Consider the following 26,245-nt stretch of genomic DNA (forward strand, 5'->3'; position numbering starts at 1 on the left):
TATAAATAATAAAGCCAAAATGGATATTACGATCTTGGGTATCGAATCTTCGTGCGACGATACTTCCGCCGCGGTGATTCGGGGCCGGACGCTGTTGTCGAACGTTATTGCCAGTCAGGACGTTCACCGCAAGTACGGCGGCGTGATCCCGGAGCTGGCGTCGCGGGCGCATCAGCAGAACATCATTCCGGTGGTCGATACGGCGATCAGGGAGGCCGGCATCGACCTGAAGGATTTGGACGGGATCGCTTTTACCCGCGGGCCGGGATTGCTCGGCTCGTTGATGGTCGGGGTTTCGTTCGCCAAGGGGCTGTCGCTGTCGCTGGATATTCCGATGATGGACGTCAATCACCTGCAAGGGCACATTTCGTCCCATTTCATCGATCTGCCCGACCGGCAGTTGGCACATCCGCGATTCCCGTTCCTGTGTCTGCTGGTGTCGGGCGGTCATTCGCAGATCGTGTTGGTAAAGGATTACGGCGAGATGGAGATCGTCGGCACGACGATCGACGATGCCGCCGGGGAAGCTTTCGACAAATGCGCCAAGGTGATGGGACTGCCGTATCCGGGCGGCCCGGTAATCGACAAACTGGCTAAGGAAGGAGACCCGAAACGGTTCAAATTCGCGAAGCCGTCGGTAGACGGGTTCAATTACAGCTTCAGCGGGCTGAAAACGTCGTTCCTCTATTTTCTGCGCGACGAGATGCGCGAGAACCCGAATTTTATCGGGGAGAACAAAGCCGATCTGTGCGCTTCGCTGCAATCGACGATCATCGAGATTCTGTTGAACAAGCTGGTACGGGCGGCCAGGCATTACGACATACGCGACATCGCGATCGCCGGCGGCGTTTCGGCCAATTCGGGCCTGCGCCGTGCGATTGTCGAGGAGGGCGTCCGTCGCGGCTGGAATACGTTTCTTCCCGAGTTCAAATTTACGACCGACAACGCGGCGATGATCGCCGTCACCGGGTATTTCAAATACCAGCGCGGCGAGTTCGCCCCGATGGACGTTGTCCCCGTGGCGCGGATCAGCCGGATGTGACGGGATCGATTCATTCCGGAGTCCATACGAAAGGGTCGGTATTTTTGCCGATTCTTTTTTTATTTATTTTTCACTTCTTTTGTGTAAAAGAATACGTGTGTTATGTATATATATATCAAAAACCGATGAAAAGTAAAAGAATTATTAAAATCAGTTTGGCTTTGGCCATTGTAGTAGGAGCATATATTTATATCGATCGGAGTCAGTGTAAATCTATGGATTTGTTATTTCAGTCCAATCTTGAAGCATTGGCAGGGGATGAATCGGCGGAACCTGTACAAATTCCTTGTAGTGCCAAAAAAAAGAGTAAATGCAGTTTTTCTGCTAAAGATGCGGATGGAAATACGCATTCTGATACGTGGAAAGATTCTAAACAGATCTAATTTCCAGTTATGTCGTGTTGCCGATATATTCTTAGTATGGGGAAATTAACGGTCATTTTGATCGGGATGTGTGTGCTATGCGGTTGCGAAGGGCGAAAAAACTGGGGCGAAGAAAAGTGGCAAGGTTTGGAGTACCCCTTGACGGCGACTTCTGTGAATGTGGACCGGATTATTTTCACGGAATCCGATTTGATATTTATCGATGACTATGTCATTTTCGAAAATTGGAATAAAGATAAATATTATTCTGTTTTCAGGATATCGCAGGACAGTTTGAAATTTATAGGTTCTTTTTTGACAAAAGGGAACGGGCCTTTCGAGGTGAACGCTTCGAGCATACATTTTTTGAATCGAGACAGCGTCTTGATGATCGTTGCGTATAATCCCCGAGGAAAGTCGTTTGTCATACCCGTGAACAATTTGAAAAACGTATTCGATTTTTCTGCATGGAGCGTGGTCGATTATCCTTATGTAGAATCTTTTGCCTATAATCTTTTACCGGTTACGGATTCGACTTATTTGATGCAGGGGTTCGGCGACAGCGACGATTTGTTTACATTACTGAATACCGGTAGTGAGCGGGTGTCGAGTCTGGGGGTTCGCTATCCGGATAGCGGTAACGAGGTTACTTGTTACAATAAATCTCAAATTTATTCCGGAGACTTGCGCAAACGGCCTTCGGCCAGACAGTTCGTTTATTCCTGTTCTAATTCGAAATTTGTCGAGATTTTTACGCTTGGAGATAGTACGGTGTCGAACAGGGTCAGATTATTCGATCGGTTGCCGATATGCACGCAACGAACCGATGGAACTTATAAAATTGTCGATCATTATGAATCGGGGTATCAATTATCGGTTACAGATGCGTTTATCTACTGTGCCGATCCTAAAATCGATTATTCGGAACGGGAGAGGTCTATAAAGAGAAACGGTTATTCTCCCGGGTATGTAAAAGAGGTATATCTTTGCGACTGGAATGGGAATCCGGTGCATAAATATTTATTGGACAGACCGGTATGTTATATTCAGCCGGATACGGACGATGAGTGGTTGTATGCTTTTTATTTGAATCCCGAGTCGTTCGAACCCGAAATGGTGAGATTTAAATTGCCTGATATTCATTAAATGTAGATTCTATGAAAAAAACAGTTATTTTTTCCGGTTCGGTCGTGTTAGCCGTAGCGGCTTTAGGAGCTTTTGTGCAGTATGATTGTAAAAACAGGTCGGCTGATGATCTGTTGCTTGAAAACGTCGAAGCATTGGCCGGTTCGGAGGGGGATGGCGGTGAGGAAGTTCAGATTCCCTGTGCTCAGGAAAAACGCAGAAGTTGTACTTTCAAATCCGTAGATGCGGACGGTAACGAGTATGTGAATACGTGGAATGATTACGTCAAAGCCGGTTGATTCTTTCGGCTGGTCGTTTATATGCCGGATGTAGGATTCGGTAATAAAAAATGCCGGACAGATTTTAAAATCTGTCCGGCATTTTTTACAGTTTGTAGAACTCTTCCCAGCCTTCGCGCGGCGGCAGGTCTTTCAGCAGCTTGTTGGCCCGTTCGTTGTTGGTGATCACTTTTTTCTTCGGGTCGAACAGCAGTTTCGCGTTCAGGCGCTGCGCCAGCACGCCGAGGTTGAACACTTGGCAAAGCGGCCCGGCGACGTCGAACGGCGACCGTGCTTGTTCCTGTCCCTTGCAGGCCAACAGGAAATTTTTGTAGTGATTCGACGAGCTCTGGGGGACTTCCGGCAACTGTGACGCCATCTCCCTGGCCTTTTCTTCCGGGATGATCGACAGCAGGCTGCCGTGCGAACCGCCCTTGAAGGTCAGTTCCTTGCTATAAATGATTTTGCCCGGATTCAGCTTGGCCGGCTGGATTTGCCCGGTACTCGGGGCCGGAATGTTCGGATCCAGCTCGGATACGCCGTAGCCTTCCGGCACTGGCGGGATGTTCTTCTGTCCTTCGTACCAGGTGACGTCCACCGGCGGCATGTTGCCGCGCGCTCCGAATTTGAACACCAGCGTCGAGGCCTGCGGGAAGAAGAAGTCGTTGTGCCCGTCGATCCGCACCGGGTCGATCTCGTAGGGCAGTCCCAATTCGAGGAATTGGTGGGCGGTATCCAGAATGTGAGCACCCCAGTCGCCGAGGGCGCCCATGCCGAAATCGTACCAGCAGCGCCATTGTCCGTTGACGTAGTCCTTGTTGTAATCGTGGAAACGGGCCGTCATCAGCCAGGTGTTCCAGTCGAGCGTCTGCGGGACCGGCTGTCCCGGAGGGAAACTTTTGATGTTCGTATCCCAGCCGTGCCAGCGACGCGGCGCGTTCATGTGGGCGGTGATCGCCGTAACGTCCTTGATGATTCCGGCGTCTTTCCATGCCTTGAACTGGAAATAATTCCCTTCGGAGTGGCCCTGGTTGCCCATCTGGTTGACTACCTTGTACTTTTTTGCCGCTTTCATCATCAGCTCGACCTCGTAGAACGTGCGTGCCATCGGCTTCTCGGTATAGACGTGCTTGCCGAGCGACATCGCCAGCATACAGATCGGGAAGTGCGAGAAGTCCGGAACCCCGACCGAAACGGCGTCGATCTGGTCGCCCATCTTGTCGAACATCTGCCGGAAATCCTGGAAGCGCGGCACGTTCGGGAATTGCTTCAGCGACTGTTCGGTGTGCGGGGCCCCCATGTCTACGTCGCACAGCGCGACGATGTTGGCCTCGCCCGTTTTAGCGAACTCGCGGAGAATTTCGCCGCCCCGGTTGCCGATCCCGCAGACGGCCAGGTTGACCCGTTCGTTCGGGCCGACGATCCGCGGTTTGGGCCGGGCCGCCGACAACGTGTTTTTCGTCAGGATGGTCGGCAGGGCCGCTGCCGCCGACAGCGCGAGAACTCTTTTCAGAAATTCCCGCCTCGAAAATTCATTGGAATCCATATTTCAGTTGTTTGTATCGGTTATGATTGGGTTTTTCAGTTTATCGTACAGGTAAAACGGTAGGCTCCGCTACCGATCCGGTAAGCGACTCCGGACGACTTTTTGTCCGTGATTTTCCGGATGTTTTTCGCATTTCCTTTGCAGCCGACTGCTTCGACGGCGGCGGACGGCAGCGATACGGTGGCCGTCATGTTGGCAGGGATCTGCACGTTCAGCGTTACCCGGTCGCCGTTGCGCTCCCAGGCGCTGCGGATCTCGCCGCGCTGCGAATCGTAAGACGCCTTCGCCCAGTTCAATCCGTCGACGAAAGCCGGGCGGATCAGCACGTGCCGGAATGCCGGTTGTTCCGGATCGACCTGGATGCCGGCCAGCGTTTTGTACATCCAGGCACTGACGGCGCCCATTGATGGGTGGTTGCGCGATGCGTCGCCGATGTTCCGCAGGACGTCCCACGTTTCGAACAGCGAGGTCGCTCCGCACTGTTCGATCCAGTAGCCCCATGAGGGTAGCGTGGTTTTGGTGACCATCCGGTAGACGGCGTCGGCATATCCGTAGTCGGACAACACGGCCGGTACGACCAGACTGCCGATGAAGCCGAAATCGAGGCTGTAATCGTTGTCCGCAATGCAACAGTTCAGGTTTTCGGCCAATCGTTTCTCGTATTGTTCCGGGACGATACCGACATAGAGCGGCAGCGCATACGACAGTTGCGTGCCGTTCGAATAGCAGACCTTTTCGGGATCGAAAAACAGTTCGTTGATCAGGACTTTCAGCTTTTCGGCTTTCGCTTCGTAAGGGGCGGCTTCCGGTTCGCGGCCGGTCAGCCGGGCCATCTGCGCCATCAGCACGTTATCCCAGTAATAGAAACACGTGGCCATGAAATCGACCGGCGTCTGCGCTTTGTAGAACAGCCAGTCCCCAAGTCCGTGGTTGATCGTGCCGTTCGCTTCCTCGCGCGTTTGCAAGTACTCCAGGTAACGTTTGGCCGCCGGGTAGATCGTTTCGATCGCCCGCGTATCGCCGCTGTATTGGTACAGCAGGTGCGGCGTGATGAAGATCGCGGCGTCCCACATCGGGCCGGCCCAGTTCGAATCCCAGTGCCACGAAGTCGGGACGATACCCGGCACGTTGCCGTCGGCCTCCTGCGCGTCGATCATATCGTTCACCCATTTGGCGTAGATGTTCCGGCTGTCGAAATTGATCATGCCGGCTTCCTGCACCATGTAGCCGTCGGCCATCCAGCCGTTCTTTTCGCGGTGCGGGCAGTCGGTCGGGATGCCGAACAGGTTGCTCAGGTACGAGCGTTTCGAAATGTCGAATATTTGGTTGATCAGTTTGTTCGAACAACTGAAATCGCCGGTCGGTCGCACGTCGCTGTGCATGACTATGCCTTCGAGGTTCTCGGCCGTCAGTTGCAGCGGTACGCTGGTCGTTACCTCGACGTACTGGAAACCGTGATACGTGAACGGAGGCATAAAGGTTTCGGCGCCTTCGCCTTTGAGAATATAGGTGTCGAACTGGCTGATCTCCGATGCGTTCGTCGGGCGCAGGTGCATGTTGATGTTCCTCTGATCGACCCGTCCGGCCGAATCGAGCAATTCGCCGTGCCGCATCGTTACGACGGTTCCGCGCGGCCCCTTCACGCGCAGTCGGCATACTCCGGCGAAGTTTTTCCCCAGGTTGTAGACGTATACCGTGTCGTTGATCTTCTCGACCGATACCGGTTTTACCGATCCGGATGCGGCGACGGCCGCCATTTTCTGCGCTTCGATCAGCGGCGCGGGCGATTGGACGGTCACGGCGGGCTGCCAGGCGCCGTCGTCGAATCCGGGACGGTTCCATCCCGGCTGTTCGAGCCGGGCGTCGTACGTTACGCCGGTGTACAGGTTGTCGTACAGCAGCGGGCCGGTCGCCGTTTTCCACGAAGCGTCGCTGCCGATCGTTTCGGTCGATCCGTCCCGGTAGGTGACATGCAGTTCGCACAGTAGCCGCGGGCGGTCGCGCCACGGAGCCAGATGGAAGTTCCACACGGCCGGAGTTTGTTCGTTATACCAGCCGTTACCGAGCACGACCCCGATGCAATTTTTACCTTCGCCGAGTTGAGCGGTGATATCGTAAGTTACGTAGAGCACCCGTTTCGAGAAATCGGTATAGCCCGGATCGAGCAGATGGTCGCCCACGCGCTCCCCGTTCAGGTAAAGTTCGTAGTAACCCAGTCCGCAGATATAGGCGCGGGCCGAAGCGATCTGCTTTCCGGTCGCGAATTCGCGGCGGAACATCGGGGCGGGCTTATACTGTTTGTCGTGCGAGTCGGTGATCCATTGCGCCTTCCATTCGCCGGGCGTCATCTTGCCGGTTTCGAACCACGATACCGGCGTAGTGACCGGCATACGGCCGTTGTCGTCCCACGTTTCGACTTTCCAAAAGTAACGGGTATGCGACTTCAGCGGAGCGGCGGGGCTGCATACGACCGTCTGGTCGCCGGATTTGATCCGCCCCGAGTTCCATACGTCGGCGTTCCCGGCTTCGAGCTGCTCGGGCGAGGTCGCCACGACGACCCGGTAGGCGCTCTGGGAGACTCCTCCGACCGGAGATTGCAATTTCCACATCAGGCGGGGTTCGGCGACGTCGATCCCCAGCGGCGTAGTCAGGTACTCGCACTGCAGGTCGACGGCCTGCATCGGGGAAAATCTGGCGCCCTGTACCGCCAGGCCGCACAGCATCAGTGCGAAGCTCAACAAAAGTTTCATAGGCTAATTTCGGGTTATTCGGTTCGGTTTCTGCCAAAATTAATCATTTTATCGGAAATTCGTGCCGGATGACCGGCATAAAATCGAAGCGGGCCGCCCCCGATTCGTGAGGACGGCCCGCAAAACGACGGGTTCGGCGTCGGCGAGGTTATTTTTTAACTTCGACCTGTTCGTAACCTTCGATGATATCGCCTACGTGGATATCGTTGTAATTCTCGATGTTCAGTCCGCATTCGAGCCCGTTGTTCACCTCTTTGACGTCATCCTTGAAACGCTTCAGCGAACCGAGCTTGCCGGTGTAGACCACGATGCCGTCGCGGATTACGCGGATGCTCGTATGCCGCGTAATCTTGCCTTCGCGCACCAGACAGCCGGCGACCGTGCCGACCTTCGTGATCTTGAACACTTCCATCACTTCGACCGAACATACGATTTCCTCCTTCATCACCGGGGCGAGCATACCCTCGATGGCGTCTTTGATATCGTTGATCGCGTCGTAAATGATCGAGTAGAGTCGGATTTCGATCTCTTCCTTCTCTGCCAGTTTCCGGGCCGCGGCGGAAGGCCGCACCTGGAATCCGACGATCACGGCGTTCGAAGCGGCGGCCAGGATCACGTCCGATTCGGAGATCGGGCCTACGGCCTTGTGAATCACGTTGACCTGAACTTCTTCTTTCGACAGTTTGATCAGCGAGTCGGCCATCGCTTCGATCGAACCGTCCACGTCGCCCTTGATGATGATGTTCAGCTCCTTGAAATTGCCGATCGCGATGCGGCGTCCGATTTCGTCGAGCGTGATGTGCTTCTGGGTGCGCAGGCCCTGCATCCGCTGCAACTGTTCGCGCTTGTTGGCGATGTCGCGCGCCGAACGTTCGTCGTCCATCACGTTGAACGAGTCCCCGGCTTGCGGAGCGCCGTTCAGCCCGAGCACCAGCACCGGCGTGGACGGGGGCGCTTCGGTGATCCGCGTGCCGCGTTCGTTGAACATCGCCTTCACGCGGCCGGTGTAGATGCCCGACAGCAGCATGTCGCCGACCCGCAGCGTGCCGTTCTGTACCAGCACTGTCGCAACGTAACCGCGCCCTTTATCCAGCGTGGATTCGATCACCGCGCCTTGGGCTTTCCGGTCGGGATTGGCTTTCAGGTCGAGGAATTCGGCTTCGAGCAGCACCTTTTCGAGCAACTTGTCGAGGTTGATGCCCTGCTTGGCCGAGATCTCCTGGCACTGGTATTTACCGCCCCAATCTTCAACCAGGTAGTTCATGGCCGACAGTTCCTCTTTGATCTTTTCCGGGTTGGCTCCCGGCTTGTCGATCTTGTTGATCGCGAAAACGATCGGGACCTGTGCGGCGGCCGCATGGTTGATCGCCTCGATGGTTTGCGGCATCACGTTGTCGTCCGCGGCTACGATGATGATCGCCACGTCGGTCACTTTCGCCCCGCGGGCACGCATGGCCGTAAACGCTTCGTGACCCGGCGTATCGAGGAACGTGATGCGGCGGCCGTCGTCGAGTTTCACGCTGTATGCCCCGATGTGTTGCGTGATACCGCCCGCTTCGCCGGCGATTACGTTCGCCTTGCGGATGTTATCCAACAACGACGTTTTACCGTGGTCGACGTGCCCCATCACCGTAACGATCGGCGGCCGCGGAACGGCGTCTTCATCCGTTTCGTCCTCCGTGTCGATTGCTTCCTGAATCTCAACCGCAACGAACTCGACTTTGAAACCGAACTCTTCGGCCACCACGACCAACGCTTCGGCGTCGAGGCGCTGGTTGATCGAAACCATCAGCCCCAGGTTCATGCAGGCCGTGATGACGTCGGTTACGCTGACGTCCATCATGGTCGCCAGTTCGCTGACCGTTACGAATTCGGTCACCTTCAGTACGCTTTTTTCTTTTTCCTGGCGTTCCAGCTCTTCGTTCATACGGGCCGATACCGCTTCCCGCTTGTCGCGGCGGTGCTTCGACGTTTTGAACTTCGGGCCTTTGGCCGTCAGACGGGCCAGGGTGTCTTTGATTTGCTTCTGTACTTCTTCTTCGCTGACTTCCGCTTTCACCACCGGTTTTACCGCTTTTCCTTTCCGCCTGTCCTTGAAGGCGCTTTTGCCGGAACCCGCCGCGCCCGGAGCGCCGTTCGGCGCAGCCTTCGGCCGGTTGTCCTTGCCGGTCGGCTGGTTTTGCTTCTGCGTAATGTCTACTTTGTCTTTCGAAATCCGCTTGCGTTTCTCCCGTTTGCGGTGGCTGTCCTCGCCCTTCTTCTTTTCGAAGGATTTCACGTCGATTTTCCCCAATACCTTCGGCCCCGACAGTTTGGTGCCTTCGCCCGGACGGAACAGGTTGCTTTCGTCGGCGGCCATCCGCTGGTCGTAGGTCTGGTTCTGGATTACGACTTCCGTCTTATCGGCCGTTGTTTCCGCAACGGTTTCGGAAGGCTTGGGCGCAGCGGCCGGTGCTGCATGGGGGACGGAGGCGGCAACCGGGGCGGCCGCTGCCGGCGTAGCAGGGGCAGTCGGAGCGCTGACGACCGGCTCGACAGCCGGTTTGGGCGCTTCCTGTTTCTTCACGGGAGCTGCGACGGGAGCCGCCTTCGGAGCTTCAGGTTTTTTCTCCGTAGCCGGTGCCGCCGTATTTTTCTTCTTGTGGTTGTCCGATAGATCGATCTTACCCAATATCTTAGGTGTGGCCATTCTCGCCACTTCGTCCTTGACATTGATCACGCCGCTTTTGATAATTACCTCGTTCTTGAAATCGGCGCCGTCGTCGGGGCCGTTCTGCTCGTTCTCCTTGCGGTCGTCCAGCGAAACGGATTCATGCTTCAGGTTTATCTTTTCACGGATATTCACCTTCTCGATGTGCTTGTTCCCGCCGAACTCTTTATCCAGGATGGCATACGCAGCCGGTTCGATGATCGAACTGGGCGAATTGTCCACCTTGATTCCCTTTTTTTCAAGAAATTCAATAATTGTTGTTTGTCCCACTTTTAACTCTCTTGCAACCTGATGGAGTCTAAGTCTTCTTTCATTTGACATATTGCTTCGTTTTTCGGGTTCGGATCTATATCGACTCTTATTTGTTCTTATCTAAGTTGTTTGCCGGACGGTCACCGTAGCAGGTGACCCGCTATCCCGACCAGCGTTCCCAGTACGACGGCGTTCGCCGCGATGACGGGCAACGGCTTGCGGTCGGCGTGCCCCGCCTGAATCGGCATCGGGATCGTCAGCGCGAGGCCTACCACGCCTCCCTCGATCCACCAGGGGATGTGCGGCAAATCCATGTTCACGATCACGATCGAAACGAAAAAGTAGTGCAGGAAAACGGATACCGTCGAGTGCGCCGGCAGTTTCTGCGCGATCATCGGGACGATGTCCGCAATGCCTGCGCCCAGGCCGATGCACATGGATAAAGCGAATGTATTCATTCCTCTTTCGTAACGTTCTGCGATCGTTCGCGGCCGGCTTCCTTCGTCCGGCCCGTTTCCGCGCGCTATTCGAATTCCGATTTCAAAATATTCAGTACCTCCTGCAGGGTTTCGGCGTCGATCCCCGTGCGCTTGGCCAGTTCTTCGGCCGAAAGTTCCAGTACGCTTTTGGCCGTGTCGCGGCCGATGCTCTTGAACTTATCGATGATCGCTTCGTCGATCTCATCCTTAAATTCGTCCAGGCTCACGTCCTCTTCTTCCGATTTCAGGATGTCGATGATCTCCTGCGCGGTCTCTTCCTCCAGGTCGGAACGCTGGGCCAGTTCCGCGACGGAGAGTTCCAGCACGCTCTTGACCGTGTCGCAGCCGATGCTTTTCAGCTTGTCGATAATCCAGCCGTCGATCCGGTCTTTGAACGTATCCAGGGCGATGTCTTCCTCTTCCAGTTCGCGGTAGACGTCGATATCGTATCCGGTCAGCATACTCGCGAGCCGGATATTCAGGCCGCCTTTGCCGATCGCCAGCGAAACTTCTTCCGGTTTCAGGTAGATTGCCGCGGTCTTGGTTTGCTCGTTGAGGTTGATCGACGAGATCTTGGCCGGGTTCAGCGCCCGCTGGATGAACAACTGCGTGTTGGTCGTATAGTTCACCACGTCGATGTTCTCGTTGCGCAGCTCCTTGACGATCGAGTAGATGCGCGATCCCTTCATGCCGACGCAGGCGCCTACCGGGTCGATGCGGTCGTCGTAGGATTCTACGGCGACTTTGGCGCGTTCGCCGGGGATGCGGACGATCTTCTTGATCGTGATCAGGCCGTCGTAAATTTCAGGGACCTCCATCTCGAAAAGCCGTTCGAGGAATTCCGGGGCGGTACGCGACAGAACGATGTAGGGGTTGTTGTTCTTCATCTCCACTTTCGAAACGATCGCCTTGATGCTGTCACCCTTGCGGAAGAAGTCGTTCGGGATCTGTTCCGCTTTCGGCAGCACCAGTTCGTTCTCTTCGTCGTCCAGCACGAGTATTTCCTTTTTCCATACCTGGTAGACCTCTCCGGTAATGATTTCGCCCACTTTTTCGGTGTATTTATTGAACAGATTGGCCTTTTCCAGGTCGAGTATCCGCGAGGCGAGATTCTGCCGCAGCGACAGCACGGCGCGCCTTCCGAAGTCGGCCAGCTTGATCTCTTCGGCCACCTCTTCGCCCATTTCGTAGGTCGGGTCGATTTTGCGGGCGTCGGTCAGCGAGATCTGCTGGTTCGGGTTTTCCACCGTTCCGTCCTCCACGATCGTCCGGTTGCGCCATATTTCGAGGTCTCCCTTTTCCGGGTTGATGATCACGTCGAAATTTTCGTCCGTTTCGTAAGTCTTGATCAGCAAGTGACGAAACACATCTTCCAGAACACCGATCATGGTGCTCTTATCGATGTTCTTAAGCTCTTTGAACTCCGCGAACGTGTTTACGAGATTGAGATTGTCCATATCTGTAATGTAAAATTTTAACAGGCAATACGGCCTTACGGTTTTCCGACCATTGCCCCCGGTACGTTTTGGTTAACTTTACTTTAGCTTTTTTTGTGTATGTTTTATATCCGGTTGCGGCCCTCGCCGGGCCGGCTGCCGTTTCGTTACTTGAATCGCAGGTGTTCGCGGGTCGTCTTGATCTCCGCGAGCGGGATCGTCCGTTCGCGTTCGACCGATACCCGGCGTTTTTTACCTTCTACGGCTACTTTTTCGCTGTAACTCAGCGTAAGCGCCTCTGCGGACGCGTCTTTCAGAACGGCGGTCAGTTTCGATCCGTCTTTCAGCACCGCCTCGACTTCCCGGCCGATCAGCTTGCGGTACTGCCGCAGCATCGTGAGCGGCTGACCTATGCCGGCCGACATGACCGTTAGTTCGAAATCCTCTGCATCCCGGTCGAACGCCTCTTCGACCGCCCGGCTCAGTTCCGCGCAGCGGTCGATTCCCACCGACGTGTCGCTGTCGATCGTAATTTCGATCTCGTTGGACGGCGACTGCCGGATACCGACCAGGAACAGATCCGTTCCGGCCAGTTTTTCGTCGATGATTTCACGTATCCGTTCGGTATCTATCATGGATGTATGATTTGTCGAAAGTTCCGGGGTAGGGTTAATAAAACGGGGGACTCCCGTCCCCCATCTTTCCGCTACGCTGCAAATGTAGCTTTATTTATTGAAAAAAACAACAAATTTCCGTTAATTTTCGTGTCGCGGCGACCAGCGAATACAACGGCCGGACCGGGATCCGGATCAGTCGTATGCACCGGGACGGTCGTTCGGCGCCTGTCGTTATTCGATTTCGTCGTCGCTTTTTTTCGGGTTGTACGGCTTCAGGATGCCCCGTTTGGAGCTTCGGATGAAGTCGAGCACCAGATCCCGTTCGGCAGATTGCGGCACCTGGTTTTCGACCATTTCGCAGGCGCGCGAATAGTTGTAGCCCGATTGGAAAAGGATGCGGAACATCTCCTGGATCTCGTTGATTTTTTCCGGCGAGAATCCCCTGCGACGCAAACCGATGAAGTTGGCTCCGACGAACGACAGCGGGTTGTGGGCCGCTTTCACGAACGGCGGGATATCCTTGCTGACCAACGATCCTCCGCTGAGCATCACGTGGGCCCCGATCCGGCAGAACTGGTGAACCGCCGAGTGTCCGCCGAGGATCGCCCAGTCCTGGACTTCGACTTCTCCGGCCAGCGAAACGCCGTTGACGATCACGCAGTTGTCTCCTACGGTGCAATCGTGTCCGACATGCGCGTAAGCCATGATCAGCGTGTTGCTTCCCACTTTGGTCACTCCTTTGGCCGCCGTACCGCGGTTGATGGTGGCGCATTCGCGGATCGACGTGTTGTCGCCGATCTCCACGGTCGAGTATTCGCCGCGGAATTTCAGATCCTGCGGTACGCCGGCGATTACGGCCGAGGTGTGTATTTTGCAGTTGTTTCCCAGCCGTGCGCCGTCCAGGATCACGGCTCCCGGGCCGATCCAGCAACCGTCGCCGATCACGACATCGGCTGCAATGTATGCAAAAGGTTCGACGGTTACGCCTTCTCCCAATTTTGCATTTTCGGAAACATGGGCTGATTTACTTATCATTATACTCGGATTATGGATTTCTGTTCGGGTTGTCAGTCTTTGTTGCGGGCGATCTGCGCCATCAGCGTCGCTTCGGTCGTAAAACGGTTGCCCACGTAGGCTTTCGCTTCCATGGTGACGATTCCGCGCCGGATCGGTTCGGCCAGTTTCAGTTCGAACTGCAACGTGTCGCCGGGAACCACTTTGTCCCGGAACTTCACGCCGTCGATCTTGAGAAAATAGGTCGAGTAGTTTTCCGGGTCGGGAACGCTGCTGAGCGCCAGAATCCCGCCGCACTGGGCCATCGCCTCGATGATCAGCACGCCCGGCATGACCGGCTCGTTCGGGAAGTGTCCCACGAAAAACGGCTCGTTCATCGTTACGTTCTTGATCCCGACCACGTTCTCGCTGTCCAGGTGCATTACCTTATCTACCAGCAGGAACGGAGGACGGTGGGGTAACATGCCCTTGATCTGTTTGATGTCGTATACGGGAGTCGAGTCCGGCTCGAAATGGAAACGGGGCTTAGCCGCGTCCCGCTTGATGTTCCTGCGGATTATTTTGGCCAGTTCGGTATTGGCGGCATGGCCCGGGCGGTAGGCGACTACGCGTCCGCGGATGCGCATACCGATCAGCGCCAGATCGCCGACCATGTCCAGCAGCTTGTGGCGAGACGGTTCGTTCGGAAAGCGGAGTTGGATGTTGTTCAGGTAGCCTTCGTCGACCTGAACGTCCTTTTTGTTGAAAAGTTCCGACAGCCGGGCGAGTTCTTCGTCCGGGATCTTGTTTTCGACGATCACGATGGCGTTGTCCAGGTCGCCTCCTTTGATCAGGTTGTTCTTGATCAGCGGTTCCAGTTCGTGCAGAAAGACGAACGTGCGGCACGGGGCGATCTGTTCCGCGAAATCCCCGATACGGTCGAGGCGCGCATACTGGTTGCCTATGATTTTGGAGTTGAAATCGATGTTGACGTTGATTGAAAATTCGTCGTCCGGGTATACCGCCAGCTCGACGCCGCGTTCGGGCGCTTCGAAAAGCGTTTTTTCACTCACCGAATAATATTTGCGTTCCTCGTCCTGCTCTTTGAGTCCGGTTCGCGCGATGGCTTCGACGTATTCCCGCGCCGAGCCGTCCATGATCGGGGTTTCCGGAGCGTCGATGTCGATCAGGGCGTTGTCTACGCCGCAGCCCCACAGAGCCGCCATAACGTGCTCGATCGTGCTGACGCGGACGCCGCGTTTTTCGATGGTCGTTCCGCGCGATGTATCCACCACGAAATCGGCCAGGGCTTCGATCGTCGGTTGGGCCTCGAGATCGATCCTTCTGAATTTGATGCCGTGCCCCGCTTCGGCCGGGTTGACGGTCATAGTAACATGAAGCCCCGTGTGCAAGCCTTTTCCCTGAAAAGTGATCGGAGCGTTCAATGTCTGCTGTTTCGGTGACATAACTTTTGAAAAAACATTATTTTGCGCGCAAAGGTATGAATTTTTTGAAAGAAATCGTACTTTTGTTCGGTTTTTATAGGGAAACGATGCAGGAAACAAGCAAACCGGCGCCCCCTGCGCGTCCGGTACCGCCGAATGTCCGGCCGCCGCGGCCGAGGCTGCCTTTCGAAAAAGGCCCCACCGATCTGGGCTCATGGGCTTATGAGCACCGGGTGGGACTGTGCTGCATGATTATCGCTTACCTGGCTTTCGGGATCGTATTCGTTTCGGTAAAAATCGCGATGAACCAGGAGCGCGTCGAGGGAGCGATGTACATCGACCTGACCGATATGCAGCAGGCGCTCGAAACGCTTCAGCAGCAGGTGCCCGAGCAGCAGGACGAGGGGGACGATTTCAGCAATGTCAAAAACCGGATCTCCGATGAGAACGGCCGTTCGGAGTCGGTCGGCCGTACGACGGCGTCGACTGCGGGCGGGGGCGCTTCCTCGTCGAAATCGATCGCCGATTTTATGGAGGGGCTCGACGAAGAGGCTGCGGCCGTAGCCGGACGCGTGAAGGCTTCGCAGGACGCTTTTGCGAAGGGCCGCCGCGAAGAACAGGAGATGATCGCCCGCAGCAAGGCCCAGCGCGAAGCGAAGGAGGGCGAAAAGGAGAGCGGCGTCAAGCAGAAAGGCAGCGTATTGATATCCTACTGGCTGCCGGGCCGCCGCGACGTTTCGCTGTACATGCCGGCCTACCAGTGCGAGGGCGGCGGCGAAGTGACCGTGAACATCACCGTGAACCGCAACGGCAAGGTCGTCTCGGCATCTATGAAAGAGAGCTCGACCAACAGCAGTTGCATCAACGACATGGCCATTCTGGCGGCCCGCAATTCCCGTTTCAACGTGGACGATACGGGTTCCGATAAGCAGAGCGGCACCATCACCTACATTTTCGTGCCGCAGTAATCCCCTTTTTGGAGTTCGACATATTTGACTACCTTTGCGCCGATCAAAAGTGAATAAAGATGTCGTATAATTTGTTGAAAGGAAAGAAGGGGCTGATTTTCGGAGCCCTGAACGAAGACTCGATCGCGTGGAAAGTGGCCGAGCGCGCCGTGGAAGAGGGAGCGGAGATCGTGCTGACCAATACTCCCGTGTCGATCCGCATGGGAACCATCAATCAACTGGCCGAGGCGTGCGGCGCCATCGTCGTACCGGCCGACGCCACCAGCGTACCCGATCTGGAGAACCTGATCGAGAAGACCATGGAGCATTTCGGCGGCAAGTTCGATTTCATCCTGCATTCGATCGGGATGTCCCCGAACGTCCGCAAAGGACGCACTTATGACGATCTGGATTATGATTTTCTGACCAAAACGCTCGATATATCGGCAATTTCGTTCCATAAGGTGATTCAGGTAGCCCGTAAAAAGGATGCGCTGAACGACTGGGCTTCGATCGTGGCGCTGTCGTATATTGCCGCGCAGCGGACGCTGTACGGTTATAACGACATGGCCGACGCCAAGGCGCTGCTCGAGTCGATCGCCCGCAGTTTCGGGTACATCTACGGCCGCGAAAAATTCGTCCGGATCAATACCGTGTCGCAGTCGCCGACGCCGACGACCGCCGGCAAGGGCGTGCTGGGGATGGGCGACCTGATGGATTACGCCGACCGGAACTCTCCGCTGGGCAATGCGACGGCCGACGATTGCGCGGGCTATGTGCTGACGCTTTTTTCCGACTTGACGCGTAAAGTGACCATGCAGAATCTGTTCCACGACGGCGGATTCTCGAGCATGGGTATGAGCCGCCGCGCGATGACGCTGTACGAAAAAGGGCTCGAAGTCGAATACCAGGATATTTCGAAACGGTAAGATTCGTTTCCGGAGTCTGTAAATAAAAAGTGCACCGTCCAAGGGACGGTGCACTTTTTATTTTTATTATTGCTGTCGGCCGGCCGGTTACGCTTGCCGGCTGCGCGGAACAGCCGTTTTACTGCGCATCGTTCCAGTCGTCCGTGCGGAACGGGAACGCGGGCAGTCCTCCGGTATTGTACAGTGTCGTCTGGTCGGGTACGTTGCGGAACGCGTAGCGCACGGCGACCGGATTCTCGACAATCGTCGAGCTGACGGCGATCTCCGGTTGTCCGACGATGTATTCGGCCCGTGCCGGAACGAAAATCTTGTCGGCTCCGGCGATCTCGAAGCCTTTGATCCGTCCCGAATAATCCGGGCCCAGCGTACCTTCGGTCTTGAAACGCACGATCGCCTTGCCGTCTTCGAAACGCACCGATTCGAAGCGCGGGCTTTCGCAGATCAGGCCCTTCTTGCCATAGGTTTTGCTCAGCGCCAGCAGGGCGAGACGTTCGCCTACGGGGATTTTTTGAGACGGGTGAATGCAGGGGCCGCTGCCGATATCGGTCGTCGAGGCCATACCCGAATAGGGGATTTTGTCCATTGCGGCGAGCTGCTGTTCGACGATCAGCGGTACGCTGGTTTTGTCGTCGCCTTCGTAAACGAACGGCGCGATCTGGACGTAGTAGAACGGCATCTGCTGGTTGCCCCACTCGTTTCTCCACAGCGAGACGAGCTGCTGCATATACTGGCTGTACAGGTGCGCGTTTCCGGTGTGGATGTTCGATTCGCCCTGATACCAGATGAATCCCTGGGCCGTGTAGTTGACCAACGGATGGATCATCGCGTTGTACAGTTGTGCGGTCTTATTCGGGGCCTGATGGTTTTTGTCTTTTTCAACTTGGTTTTGTTCTACTTTTTGGGCGGTTTCCATGTCCATCCAGGTTTCGATGCGGGTTCCGCCCCAGTCCGTTTCGATCAGGCCGATCGGAATGCCGAGCACTTTGTATAGGTTCAGGCCGAAGAAATAGCCGACGGCGGTGAATCCGGCGACGCTTTCGGTCGTAGCTTCCTGCCATCCGGTGTCGGTGTTGCAATCGTCCAGCGGCCGGTCGCTCACTTCGCGGCGTACTACGAACATCCGGATGTCGCTGTTCGTCCCGTTCAGAATCGCCTCGTTCGAACCGACTACCGGCTGTCCGGGGAAGCCCGTGACCGGCATCTGCATGTTCGACTGCCCGGAGCAGATCCAGACTTCGCCGATCATCACGTTGTCGAGTACGATCGCTTCGCCGTCGCTGATCCGGATCGAGTAAGGTCCTCCGGCGGCAGGCGTGGCGACCGCCGTCTTCCAGGTGCTGTCGGCGGCAGCCTGGACGGTGTATTTGCGGTTGTCCCACGAAGTGGTGACCGTTACTTTTTTCGACGGGGCGGCTTTGCCCCACAGATTGGCGTTGCACTGCTGTTGCAGCACCATGTTGCTGCCCAGTACGGACGGCAGCGTCACTTTGGCCGACATCCCGGCGGCCGTCAGCAACGACAAGCTCAGAAAGAGGATTTTTTTCATTCCGTTTGATTTGTTTGTGGTTGTTTTATAATGTTTTGTACTTGAAATTCCTGAAAACGACTTCGCCGCAGCCCGCCGCGTAGATCCCCGGCCGCAGGCTCAGGAACTCCCCGGCCATGTTGTGGTGATAGCCCGAGGTTTCGCAGCTTTTGTCTGCCTTCGTCCAATTCCGTCCGTCGGGACTGTACCAGAACGAGACGACGTGCCGGTCGTTCCGCAGCCGGAACCAGACGTGCCGGGGAAGCTGCACGTCGAACGACTCGGCCCTGCCGAGCACGTGGATTGCCAGGCGTCCTTTGTCCAGGCCGATTCCGGTATAGAGTTTCGGATTGTAAAAGAGCACCAGTCCGGCGACTGCTTCCGGCGCGCATTCCGCTTCGACCTCCATTTCATAGGCATGATCTCCGGTAACGAACAGCATCGGACAGGCGTCGGACGGGTCGTTGCCGCGGGCCTGCATCACGAGGGTACGGTTCTCTCGGCGCGCCCGCTGCGGGTCGTATTCCCCGGCGAACTGCCATTGCGTTCCGGTCCGGTCGGTCGAGAAATCGTCCGAGAAAGAAGCGGCGGTTTCCTGTTTCGCCGGCTGTTTTTTCGCAGGACGGGCAACCGCGGCGGGCCAGCCGTCTTCGGTCATGGCGACGGGTTCGATCAGCGTTTGCCTACCCAACGTGTAGAATCCCCGTTCATAGGCGTGGTAAACGACGTACCACTGTCCGTCGGGGGTGTCGATCAGCGTCCCGTGTCCTTTCGAACACCAGCGCTCGTCCGGGGAGTAGGTATGTACCAGCGGATTGTACGGGCTGTTTTCCCACGGGCCGGTCAGGCGCTCGGCCCGCGCGACGACGACCATGTGGCTGGTCGGCGGCCCGGCCGTTCCTCCCTCGGCCGTCAGCATATAGTAGTATTTTCCTATTTTTCGGATTTTGGGCCCTTCGAGGCAGAATCCTTCTACGTCCCACTCCTTCGGAAATTCCCATCCGTCGTAAACTTTTCGTGCGGGGCCGGTCGCCGAAAGCCCGTCGGCGGCCAGCGGAACCAGGTAGCCGTTGCTCATCAGCAGGTAGCGGTTTCCCTCCGCATCGACCGCGTGTCCCGGATCGATCCCGCCGATCTGCAAGTCGACCGGTTCGCTCCACGGCCCTTCCGGGGAGTCGGCCCATACGACCATGTTGGTCGTATGGGCCGGAGTGACCACCGGAAAATAGATGTACCACCGGCCGTTGTGTTTGACGATATCCGGGGCGTATACCGATCCCACGTACCGGTGCAACGCATTGACCAGCGGTTCCCAGCGCACCAGGTCTTTCGATCGGTAGATCAGCAGGCCCGGCGCGTATTCGAACGAAGAATGCACCATATAATAGGTATCTCCGTCTCGGATGATCGAAGGGTCGGGGCGGTCTCCCGCCAGCATCAGCCGTTCGGAATTTACGCCGCGTTCGGCCGCTTTTTCGGCGACGGCGGCGTTCGAAGACAGCAGCAGACTCAGGACGAGCAGCGGGAACAGTTTGCGCATGAGCGTAAAATTTTAGGGAAAAGCGACTTCTTTTTTACGGGCCGCCCGCAAAAAAGACAAACAAATTTAATAAAATTTGTCCGGAATCCGTCAGATTTTTTCGGTAAGTTTCTGGACGACGCGGAAATTGTTGAAAAATTCCTTGGCGAAGACGCGGATTACATTGTAGGCCGGGATAGCCAGTAACATACCCAGCACGCCGGCCAGCGATCCGGCGATCAGGATTACCAGGAAGATCTCCAGCGGGTGCGCTTTGGCCCGGTTCGAATAGAGTACCGGCTGGAGGACGAAGTTGTCCACGCCCTGCGCGAACAGGATCGTCCCGGCGATCCGCAGCGCCATCCCGCCGGTCGAGACGTCGCCTTGCATACCGGTGACGCCGATGAAAATGCCGATCGCGATACCGATCGTGGGACCGACGTACGGGATCACGTTCAGCACGCCGACGATCAGCCCGATCACCAACGCGTTGTGCGGCGAAAGGCCCCAGATCAGCAGGCCGATCGAGACGATCACGGTCATCAGTGCCGATTCGGTAACGATTCCGGTGAAGTAGCGCACCAACAGGTTGGTTACCGAGTCGAGCGCTCGAGAAATGTTCGCTTCGTATTTTTTCGGGAACATGATGATGACCATGTCGTAAAACAGACTGCTTTCCTTCAGGAAAAAGAAAGTGATGAACGAGATCGAGAAGGCCGCGATGACCGCGTTGCCGACCGTATTGACGATCGATGCGAGCAGGTTGTTGATCAGGTTGATGTTCAGCAGCGGCTTGATCTGCTCGGTGATGGCCTGGATGATCGAGAATTCGTCGTCCCGGATGGCGAACGTTTGTTTGATGAAGTGTTCGAGCGACATCAGCGGCTCGTGGAAATAGCCGATGAGCTGCGGGATGTCGAGCGATGAAAATTCATTGATCTTCTGGAAAACGATCGGGACGAACAGCCCGAACAGTCCGACGATGACGATCCAGATCATGAGCAGCGTGCACAGGGCGGCCAGCCAGCGGGGAACGCGCAGCCGCCGCGTCTTGCCGATGTGCAGCCTGCTGAGCAGGTCGGTCAGCGGCTTGCCGATCATCGCCAGCACCGCCGCCGTCAGGATATACGCGACCACGTTGCTGAAGTACCACACGAGGAACAGAACCACTGCCGTGATGACCCCTGCAACGATATACCGGTATATTTTAGACATCTTTATAAATTAGGTCTCAAGAGTAGGAATGTCTTTATCTCTTTTTTTGGGGAGCGGATTCCGGCATAACCCGGCCGAAACTACTGCTTTTTCAGCCGTGCGATCAGCGTTTGCGTACCGACCACCTTGTCGCCGAGCTTGACCCGGATGTCGGCGTCCAGCGGCAGAAACAGATCGACCCGCGAGCCGAACTTGATGAATCCGCACTGCGAATTTTGTTCGACGCGGTGCCCTACGCGGGCGTAAGAGACGATCCGTCGGGCCACCATACCGGCGATCTGGCGGAACATGATTTTTTGTCCTCCCATGTCCACGACCGTCGTCGTCCGTTCGTTGTCTTCCGACGATTTCGGGTGCCACGCCACCAGGAACAGCCCGTGGTGGTGTCGGAAGTAATCGACCGTTCCCGAAACCGGGAACCAGTTGATGTGCACGTTCCAGATCGACATGAAGACCGATACCACGATCCGGTTGTCCTTGAAATATTCTTTTTCTTCGACCTCCTCGAGCGCGACGATCGTTCCGTCCGCCGGCGAATACACGGCTCCGTCGTCCTGCAACAGCGGCCGCGACGGGCTTCGGAAAAAGGAGGTGATGAACAGTACGCCGATCCATGCCGCCACGGATACGATCCATGCCGCCGCTGTCGGCAGCAACCAGAAAGAAAGTACGGCAAGAACGATTGCCAGAGCCGCGGCGCACAGGATGATCGGAGCTCCCTCCTTATGGATTTTCATACTATCTCAGATTGGGTTTCAGAGCGTAAATATAATGCTAAAATAGGTGTAAACAAAAGGCAATGCCAAAATCAGCGCGTCGAAGCGATCCAGGAAGCCTCCGTGTCCCGGAAGAATGTTCCCGGAGTCTTTGATTCCGACCGAACGTTTGAACATGGATTCGACCAGGTCGCCGAAAACCCCGGTAACGGCGACGATTCCCCCGGCCCCGGCCCATGCCGGAACCGAAGCGTCCTGCCACAGCGCGACCAGCATACCCACGCCCACGGCGCAGGCTACCCCGCCGAAGAATCCTTCCCACGATTTGTTCGGGGAGATGCGCTCGAACAGTTTGCGCCGTCCGAACGCCACGCCGAACAGGTAAGCGCCCACGTCGTTGGCCCAGACGATAAACAGGATGCTCAGCAGGACGGCCGGCGAATAGTCGATCGCCGCGCCGCGGACGGCGACCGGAAGGGTCACGAACAGCGCCATCGGTACCGCCGCATAAACGATCCCTGCGATTTCCCATGCGATGTTCGTCAACGGCGACGGCTGTTTGCGATAGAGTTCGGCGATGAACAGGACGAAGACCGCCGGAAGCGCCGCCGCGAGGCAGACCGGCGCAAGCGTGCCCGTTTTTATCAGGAAAGCGAGAACGACGATCGCCGCTCCGACGACGATCGGATATGTCGTGAGCGGCCGCGCGCCGGTAAGCCGCCCGATTCGGTAAAATTCACGCATGATTCCGGCCGTGAGAAATACGCCCAATGCAAGCATACTGTACGGCGACCACAGCACCGTTCCCAGTACGACAATCAGCAGCGCGATGCCGCTCAGCGTCCGGACATACAGCGTTTTATTCAGCAGACGGCTCACTGTTCAACGGTTCTTCGATTTTGACTTCCAGTTCTTTGCGGATTTCGCCTTTGCGTTTGCCGAATATCTTTTCGAGGTCTTCTGCGAAAATGACTTCCCGTTCGAGCAGCAGTTCGGCCAACTGGGTCAGCCCGGCGCGGTGTTTTTCGAGCGTTTCCAGCGAACGCTGGAAGGCTCCGTCGATCAGCTTCTTCACTTCGGCGTCGATCTCCTGCGCCGTCCGTTCGCTGTACGGTTTGGTCAGCGCCATGTCGTTCTGTCCGGTCGAATCGTAGAAACTCAGGTTCCCCACTTCGCTGCTCATTCCGTAGTAAGCGACCATTGCATAAGCCTGTTTGGTCACGCGTTCGAGGTCGTTCAGCGCCCCGGTGGATACTTTGCCGAAGTTCAGCAGCTCCGATGCGCGCCCGCCGAGGATGGCGGCCATCTCGTCGAGCATTTGCTCCTTCGTGGTGATCTGGCGCTCTTCGGGCAGGTACCAAGCCGCGCCCAGCGCTTTGCCGCGCGGGATGATCGTTACCTTGATCAGCGGGTTGGCGTGTTCGAGTACCCAGCTTACTGTGGCGTGCCCCGCTTCGTGATAGGCGATCGTCCGTTTTTCGGACGGAATGATGATCTTGTTCTTGCGTTCCAAGCCGCCGATGATCCGGTCGATGGCGCTGAGGAAATCCTCCTTCTCGACCTGTTTCTTATTGTTGCGGGCGGCGATCAGGGCCGCCTCGTTGCAGACGTTGGCGATGTCGGCGCCCGAGAATCCCGGAGTTTGGCGGGCCAGGAAGTCGCGGTCGAGCTTCGGATCGAGCTTCAGGTTTTTCAGGTGCACGTCGAAAATTTCACGGCGCTCTTTCAGGTCGGGCAGTTCGACGTTGATCTGGCGGTCGAAGCGTCCGGCCCGCAGCAGCGCTTTGTCGAGGATGTCGGCCCGGTTCGTGGCGGCCAGCACGATCACGCCGGCGTTCGTTCCGAAACCGTCCATCTCGGTCAGCAACTGGTTCAGCGTATTTTCTCGCTCGTCGTTCGACGAATAGCCGACGTTCTTGCTGCGCGCCCGCCCGATCGCGTCGATCTCGTCGATGAAGACGATGCAGGGCGCTTTTTCTTTTGCCTGCCGGAACAGGTCGCGCACCCGCGACGCGCCGACGCCGACGAACATCTCGACGAAGTCGGAACCGCTGATCGAAAAGAACGGCACGTTCGCCTCTCCGGCCACGGCTTTCGCCAACAGCGTCTTACCGGTTCCCGGAGGGCCTACGAGCAGGGCGCCTTTCGGAATTTTGCCGCCCAAGTCGCTGTACTTGCCCGGGTTTTTCAGGAAATCGACGATTTCCATGATTTCCACTTTAGCTTCTTCGAGTCCGGCGACGTCCTTGAACGTGATGTTGACGTTCGCATCCTTGTCGAACATCTGCGCTTTGGCCTTGCCGACGCTGAAGATCCCGCCGCCGCCGCCATTGTTGCCGCGCGACATGCCCCGCCACAGGAACCACCAGATTCCGACGAGGATCAGGATCGGGAAGATCAGCGTGAATGCGTCGCCCCAGATGTTGCGGCGCGTTTCGAAACTGAGCGGAACTTCTTGATCGTATTCGGTTTGCGCGTTTTCCAGGTTGTGTTGGAAATAGTCGAGCGACCCGATATTGAACGAGAACTGGGGCCCATGTTCGGTGATCCCTTTGTACTCTTTCCGGTCGGAGTAGGACGCGACCTTGTCGGGTTTCAGGTAGACCTCGGCCGTCTCTTTGTTCACGACGACGATTTTTTGCAGGTCTCCCTTTTCGATCATCTCCTTCACGCCGTCCCATGTGGTCGTGTGCGTCACTTTCTCGTTACCCAGCAGTCCCCACGAGAGGATCACCACGGCCAGGATCATCCAAACCCAGTAGATGTTGAATTTCGGACGTTTGCCCCCCAACTGGGGCATATTGTTGTTATGATTCGGTTTCATGTTTGTTATGTGATGCTTTTATCCAAAAAATCAACGGTCGGCCCGTTGCGATATTGTCTTACGCTTCGGATTCGTAGCGGGTCGCCGGAGCGTCGGCCCAGAGTTGTTCGAGTTTGTAAAAATCGCGCAACTCGGTCTGAAAAATGTGCACCAGCACGTCCCCGTAATCCATTACGACCCATACGCTGTTGGTGATTCCTTCGACGCGCCATACTTTTTCGCCCAAATCGGCCAGCGTTTTCTCTTCGATTCCCCGGGCGATGGCCTCGACCTGCGTAGTCGAGTCGGCGTTGCAGATAACGAAAGCGGGACATACAGCCCCGTCGAAACCGCTCAGATCCAGCGATATGATGTTTTTTCCTTTTTTGTCCTGTATAGCCTCTGCGATTGTATCGATCAGTTTACTCATAGGTTTTTACTTCATTTTAAGGAGGTAAAGATACGAAAAAGTTATAAATTCAAAATTTTTTGCCCGTAGTTATACGGATAACTTCGGAGGGGCGTTCAGGCGCCCTTCCGGAAAACTGCAAATATCCTGCAAAAGATAAAACGGATCAGTTCCGCGCGACGTTCATGACCGATTCTTTCAGCGCGTCGATCAGCGACCGTTTGACGTAGGTGCGGCGAACCGCAATCGTGATTTTGCGCGATGCGGCCCCTTTGGCCAGCGTTTTGACCTGTGGACGGTGTTTTTCGTCGATGTAGTCGGCGACCATTTCCGGAATGATCGTTATCAGGTTCGGGGTGTTGTCCACGATCCGCATCAGGGTTTCGAGCGATCCGCTTTCGAAAGAGTACTGCCGGGCGATGTTTTTCTGGGCTTGGCACAGTTCGATCACCTGGTCGCGCAGGCAGTTCCCTTCCGACAGTAGCAGCAAATGGCGCACGTCGATATCTTCGATACGGATGTTGCTGCGCTGGCAGAGCGGGTGGTCGGTCGACACGTAGGCGAAGAAACGGTCGTTGAAAAGTTCTTCTTCGCGGATGCCTTCGGGCGAAGTGCCCCCGGCCATGATTGCGGCGTCGAGCATGTCGCGGTCGAGCGCGCGGATGATGTCGCCGGTCATCATTTCCCGGATCTGCAGTTCGACCTTCGGGCATTTGCGGACGAAATCCGGAATGAAACGGTGCAGTAGATAAGGAGCGATCGTCGGAATGACCCCGAGCCGCAGCGTTCCCGAAATTTCGTTTTGCAGGTCGGATACGACTTCCCGCACCATGGCGAAAGCCTGTACCGCCTCTTTTGCCTGGCGGATGACCGCCAGGCCCGCGTCCGTCGGCAATACCGGTTTTTTGCTGCGGTCGAGCACGATGACGCCCAGTTCTTCCTCGAGGTTTTTCACCTGCATACTCAGCGAAGGCTGCGTCACGAAACATTTTTCGGCCGCCAGCGAGAAACTGCCGTAGTTGGCTACGGCCAGCAGGTATTCCAGTTGGATGATGGTCATATCAGCAGTGTTGATGTCGGACTGCAAATATTATAAAAAAAAATGATAACTTCCAACTTTCCGGATTTTTTTAACGGCGGTCGGCCG

At 56.2% G+C, this 26,245-nt stretch carries 21 protein-coding genes and 1 pseudogene; 6 read left to right on the forward strand and 16 right to left on the reverse strand.

Features of this window, described 5'->3' with window-relative positions:
* The first annotated feature begins 19 nt into the window (after positions 1 to 19).
* The 4 genes from tsaD (at position 20) to GFH31_RS10400 (ending at position 2,828) form a co-directional block, all read left to right on the forward strand.
* Positions 20 to 1,042, forward strand: a complete 1,023-nt coding sequence (gene tsaD, locus GFH31_RS10385; RefSeq protein WP_101571361.1) for a tRNA (adenosine(37)-N6)-threonylcarbamoyltransferase complex transferase subunit TsaD — start codon at positions 20 to 22, stop codon at positions 1,040 to 1,042.
* A 125-nt stretch (positions 1,043 to 1,167) separates the two neighbouring features.
* Positions 1,168 to 1,425, forward strand: a complete 258-nt coding sequence (locus GFH31_RS10390) for an NVEALA domain-containing protein (RefSeq protein ID WP_147386966.1) — start codon at positions 1,168 to 1,170, stop codon at positions 1,423 to 1,425.
* 36 nt (positions 1,426 to 1,461) lie between these two features.
* Positions 1,462 to 2,550: a BF3164 family lipoprotein gene (locus tag GFH31_RS10395; protein ID WP_172970745.1), complete on the forward strand. Its 1,089-nt coding sequence runs from the start codon at positions 1,462 to 1,464 to the stop codon at positions 2,548 to 2,550.
* An 11-nt stretch (positions 2,551 to 2,561) separates the two neighbouring features.
* The gene (locus GFH31_RS10400; protein WP_118457639.1) at positions 2,562 to 2,828 is read left to right on the forward strand and encodes an NVEALA domain-containing protein; all 267 of its coding nucleotides are present in this window, start codon (positions 2,562 to 2,564) and stop codon (positions 2,826 to 2,828) included.
* Between the two features lie 85 nt (positions 2,829 to 2,913).
* On the opposite strand, the gene GFH31_RS10405 is transcribed toward GFH31_RS10400, so the two are convergent.
* The 8 genes and pseudogenes from GFH31_RS10405 to GFH31_RS10440 form a co-directional block, all read right to left on the reverse strand.
* Positions 2,914 to 4,353 (reverse strand): Gfo/Idh/MocA family oxidoreductase, encoded by a 1,440-nt coding sequence (locus GFH31_RS10405; protein ID WP_101571359.1) that lies wholly within the window; start codon positions 4,351 to 4,353, stop codon positions 2,914 to 2,916.
* Between the two features lie 35 nt (positions 4,354 to 4,388).
* On the reverse strand, positions 4,389 to 7,103 hold the full coding sequence (locus GFH31_RS10410) for a glycoside hydrolase family 78 protein (protein ID WP_153497893.1): 2,715 nt from the start codon (positions 7,101 to 7,103) through the stop codon (positions 4,389 to 4,391).
* Positions 7,104 to 7,251: 148 nt separating this feature from the next.
* Complete coding sequence (infB, locus tag GFH31_RS10415) at positions 7,252 to 10,134, reverse strand: translation initiation factor IF-2 (protein ID WP_153497894.1); 2,883 nt, start codon at positions 10,132 to 10,134, stop codon at positions 7,252 to 7,254.
* Positions 10,135 to 10,205: 71 nt separating this feature from the next.
* Positions 10,206 to 10,523, reverse strand: a complete 318-nt coding sequence (locus GFH31_RS10420) for a hypothetical protein (protein WP_118457636.1) — start codon at positions 10,521 to 10,523, stop codon at positions 10,206 to 10,208.
* A gap of 251 nt (positions 10,524 to 10,774) precedes the next feature.
* Positions 10,775 to 12,001: pseudogene (gene nusA / locus GFH31_RS10425) on the reverse strand (transcription termination factor NusA); the annotation flags it as partial.
* A 146-nt stretch (positions 12,002 to 12,147) separates the two neighbouring features.
* A complete protein-coding gene (rimP, locus tag GFH31_RS10430) occupies positions 12,148 to 12,615 on the reverse strand; it encodes a ribosome assembly cofactor RimP (RefSeq protein ID WP_055202081.1) in 468 nt (155 codons plus the stop codon).
* Between the two features lie 213 nt (positions 12,616 to 12,828).
* Positions 12,829 to 13,632 (reverse strand): acyl-ACP--UDP-N-acetylglucosamine O-acyltransferase, encoded by an 804-nt coding sequence (gene lpxA, locus GFH31_RS10435; protein WP_055202079.1) that lies wholly within the window; start codon positions 13,630 to 13,632, stop codon positions 12,829 to 12,831.
* A 32-nt stretch (positions 13,633 to 13,664) separates the two neighbouring features.
* The gene (locus GFH31_RS10440) at positions 13,665 to 15,056 is read right to left on the reverse strand and encodes a bifunctional UDP-3-O-[3-hydroxymyristoyl] N-acetylglucosamine deacetylase/3-hydroxyacyl-ACP dehydratase (protein ID WP_118457632.1); all 1,392 of its coding nucleotides are present in this window, start codon (positions 15,054 to 15,056) and stop codon (positions 13,665 to 13,667) included.
* 86 nt (positions 15,057 to 15,142) lie between these two features.
* Between GFH31_RS10440 and GFH31_RS10445 the strand changes: the two genes are divergently transcribed.
* Complete coding sequence (locus tag GFH31_RS10445; protein ID WP_172970746.1) at positions 15,143 to 16,003, forward strand: energy transducer TonB; 861 nt, start codon at positions 15,143 to 15,145, stop codon at positions 16,001 to 16,003.
* A gap of 59 nt (positions 16,004 to 16,062) precedes the next feature.
* A complete protein-coding gene (locus GFH31_RS10450; RefSeq protein WP_101571347.1) occupies positions 16,063 to 16,911 on the forward strand; it encodes an enoyl-ACP reductase in 849 nt (282 codons plus the stop codon).
* Between the two features lie 118 nt (positions 16,912 to 17,029).
* On the opposite strand, the gene GFH31_RS10455 is transcribed toward GFH31_RS10450, so the two are convergent.
* The 8 genes from GFH31_RS10455 to GFH31_RS10490 form a co-directional block, all read right to left on the reverse strand.
* Positions 17,030 to 18,457 (reverse strand): sialate O-acetylesterase, encoded by a 1,428-nt coding sequence (locus GFH31_RS10455; RefSeq protein WP_101571346.1) that lies wholly within the window; start codon positions 18,455 to 18,457, stop codon positions 17,030 to 17,032.
* 25 nt (positions 18,458 to 18,482) lie between these two features.
* Complete coding sequence (locus tag GFH31_RS10460) at positions 18,483 to 19,976, reverse strand: family 43 glycosylhydrolase (RefSeq protein ID WP_153497895.1); 1,494 nt, start codon at positions 19,974 to 19,976, stop codon at positions 18,483 to 18,485.
* Positions 19,977 to 20,066: 90 nt separating this feature from the next.
* Positions 20,067 to 21,170: an AI-2E family transporter gene (locus tag GFH31_RS10465; protein WP_101571342.1), complete on the reverse strand. Its 1,104-nt coding sequence runs from the start codon at positions 21,168 to 21,170 to the stop codon at positions 20,067 to 20,069.
* 80 nt (positions 21,171 to 21,250) lie between these two features.
* Positions 21,251 to 21,907 (reverse strand): phosphatidylserine decarboxylase family protein, encoded by a 657-nt coding sequence (locus GFH31_RS10470; protein WP_101571340.1) that lies wholly within the window; start codon positions 21,905 to 21,907, stop codon positions 21,251 to 21,253.
* 18 nt (positions 21,908 to 21,925) lie between these two features.
* Positions 21,926 to 22,765, reverse strand: coding sequence for a phosphatidate cytidylyltransferase (locus GFH31_RS10475; protein ID WP_228385760.1), 840 nt, complete (start codon positions 22,763 to 22,765; stop codon positions 21,926 to 21,928).
* The gene (gene ftsH / locus GFH31_RS10480) at positions 22,746 to 24,710 is read right to left on the reverse strand and encodes an ATP-dependent zinc metalloprotease FtsH (RefSeq protein ID WP_153497896.1); all 1,965 of its coding nucleotides are present in this window, start codon (positions 24,708 to 24,710) and stop codon (positions 22,746 to 22,748) included. The genes GFH31_RS10475 and ftsH overlap by 20 nt, the downstream gene beginning before the upstream one ends.
* Before the next feature lie 58 nt (positions 24,711 to 24,768).
* Positions 24,769 to 25,119, reverse strand: coding sequence for a ribosome silencing factor (rsfS, locus tag GFH31_RS10485; protein WP_055202057.1), 351 nt, complete (start codon positions 25,117 to 25,119; stop codon positions 24,769 to 24,771).
* 145 nt (positions 25,120 to 25,264) lie between these two features.
* On the reverse strand, positions 25,265 to 26,158 hold the full coding sequence (locus GFH31_RS10490; protein WP_055202055.1) for a hydrogen peroxide-inducible genes activator: 894 nt from the start codon (positions 26,156 to 26,158) through the stop codon (positions 25,265 to 25,267).
* Positions 26,159 to 26,245 lie beyond the last annotated feature (87 nt).

It is taken from the genome of Alistipes sp. dk3624, from assembly GCF_009557455.1.
Taxonomy (GTDB): Bacteria; Bacteroidota; Bacteroidia; order Bacteroidales; family Rikenellaceae; genus Alistipes_A; species Alistipes_A hominis.

What these genes read in the sequence shown, in the direction of transcription:
- tsaD (WP_101571361.1), top strand. Translation starts at nt 20, where the DNA reads ATGGATATTACGATCTTGGGTATCGAATCTTCGTGCGACGATACTTCC.
- GFH31_RS10390 (WP_147386966.1), top strand. Translation starts at nt 1,168, where the DNA reads ATGAAAAGTAAAAGAATTATTAAAATCAGTTTGGCTTTGGCCATTGTA.
- GFH31_RS10395 (WP_172970745.1), top strand. Translation starts at nt 1,462, where the DNA reads ATGGGGAAATTAACGGTCATTTTGATCGGGATGTGTGTGCTATGCGGT.
- GFH31_RS10400 (WP_118457639.1), top strand. Translation starts at nt 2,562, where the DNA reads ATGAAAAAAACAGTTATTTTTTCCGGTTCGGTCGTGTTAGCCGTAGCG.
- GFH31_RS10405 (WP_101571359.1), bottom strand. Translation starts at nt 4,353, where the DNA reads ATGGATTCCAATGAATTTTCGAGGCGGGAATTTCTGAAAAGAGTTCTC.
- GFH31_RS10410 (WP_153497893.1), bottom strand. Translation starts at nt 7,103, where the DNA reads ATGAAACTTTTGTTGAGCTTCGCACTGATGCTGTGCGGCCTGGCGGTA.
- infB (WP_153497894.1), bottom strand. Translation starts at nt 10,134, where the DNA reads ATGTCAAATGAAAGAAGACTTAGACTCCATCAGGTTGCAAGAGAGTTA.
- GFH31_RS10420 (WP_118457636.1), bottom strand. Translation starts at nt 10,523, where the DNA reads ATGAATACATTCGCTTTATCCATGTGCATCGGCCTGGGCGCAGGCATT.
- rimP (WP_055202081.1), bottom strand. Translation starts at nt 12,615, where the DNA reads ATGATAGATACCGAACGGATACGTGAAATCATCGACGAAAAACTGGCC.
- lpxA (WP_055202079.1), bottom strand. Translation starts at nt 13,632, where the DNA reads ATGATAAGTAAATCAGCCCATGTTTCCGAAAATGCAAAATTGGGAGAA.
- GFH31_RS10440 (WP_118457632.1), bottom strand. Translation starts at nt 15,056, where the DNA reads ATGTCACCGAAACAGCAGACATTGAACGCTCCGATCACTTTTCAGGGA.
- GFH31_RS10445 (WP_172970746.1), top strand. Translation starts at nt 15,143, where the DNA reads ATGCAGGAAACAAGCAAACCGGCGCCCCCTGCGCGTCCGGTACCGCCG.
- GFH31_RS10450 (WP_101571347.1), top strand. Translation starts at nt 16,063, where the DNA reads ATGTCGTATAATTTGTTGAAAGGAAAGAAGGGGCTGATTTTCGGAGCC.
- GFH31_RS10455 (WP_101571346.1), bottom strand. Translation starts at nt 18,457, where the DNA reads ATGAAAAAAATCCTCTTTCTGAGCTTGTCGTTGCTGACGGCCGCCGGG.
- GFH31_RS10460 (WP_153497895.1), bottom strand. Translation starts at nt 19,976, where the DNA reads ATGCGCAAACTGTTCCCGCTGCTCGTCCTGAGTCTGCTGCTGTCTTCG.
- GFH31_RS10465 (WP_101571342.1), bottom strand. Translation starts at nt 21,170, where the DNA reads ATGTCTAAAATATACCGGTATATCGTTGCAGGGGTCATCACGGCAGTG.
- GFH31_RS10470 (WP_101571340.1), bottom strand. Translation starts at nt 21,907, where the DNA reads ATGAAAATCCATAAGGAGGGAGCTCCGATCATCCTGTGCGCCGCGGCT.
- ftsH (WP_153497896.1), bottom strand. Translation starts at nt 24,710, where the DNA reads ATGAAACCGAATCATAACAACAATATGCCCCAGTTGGGGGGCAAACGT.
- rsfS (WP_055202057.1), bottom strand. Translation starts at nt 25,119, where the DNA reads ATGAGTAAACTGATCGATACAATCGCAGAGGCTATACAGGACAAAAAA.
- GFH31_RS10490 (WP_055202055.1), bottom strand. Translation starts at nt 26,158, where the DNA reads ATGACCATCATCCAACTGGAATACCTGCTGGCCGTAGCCAACTACGGC.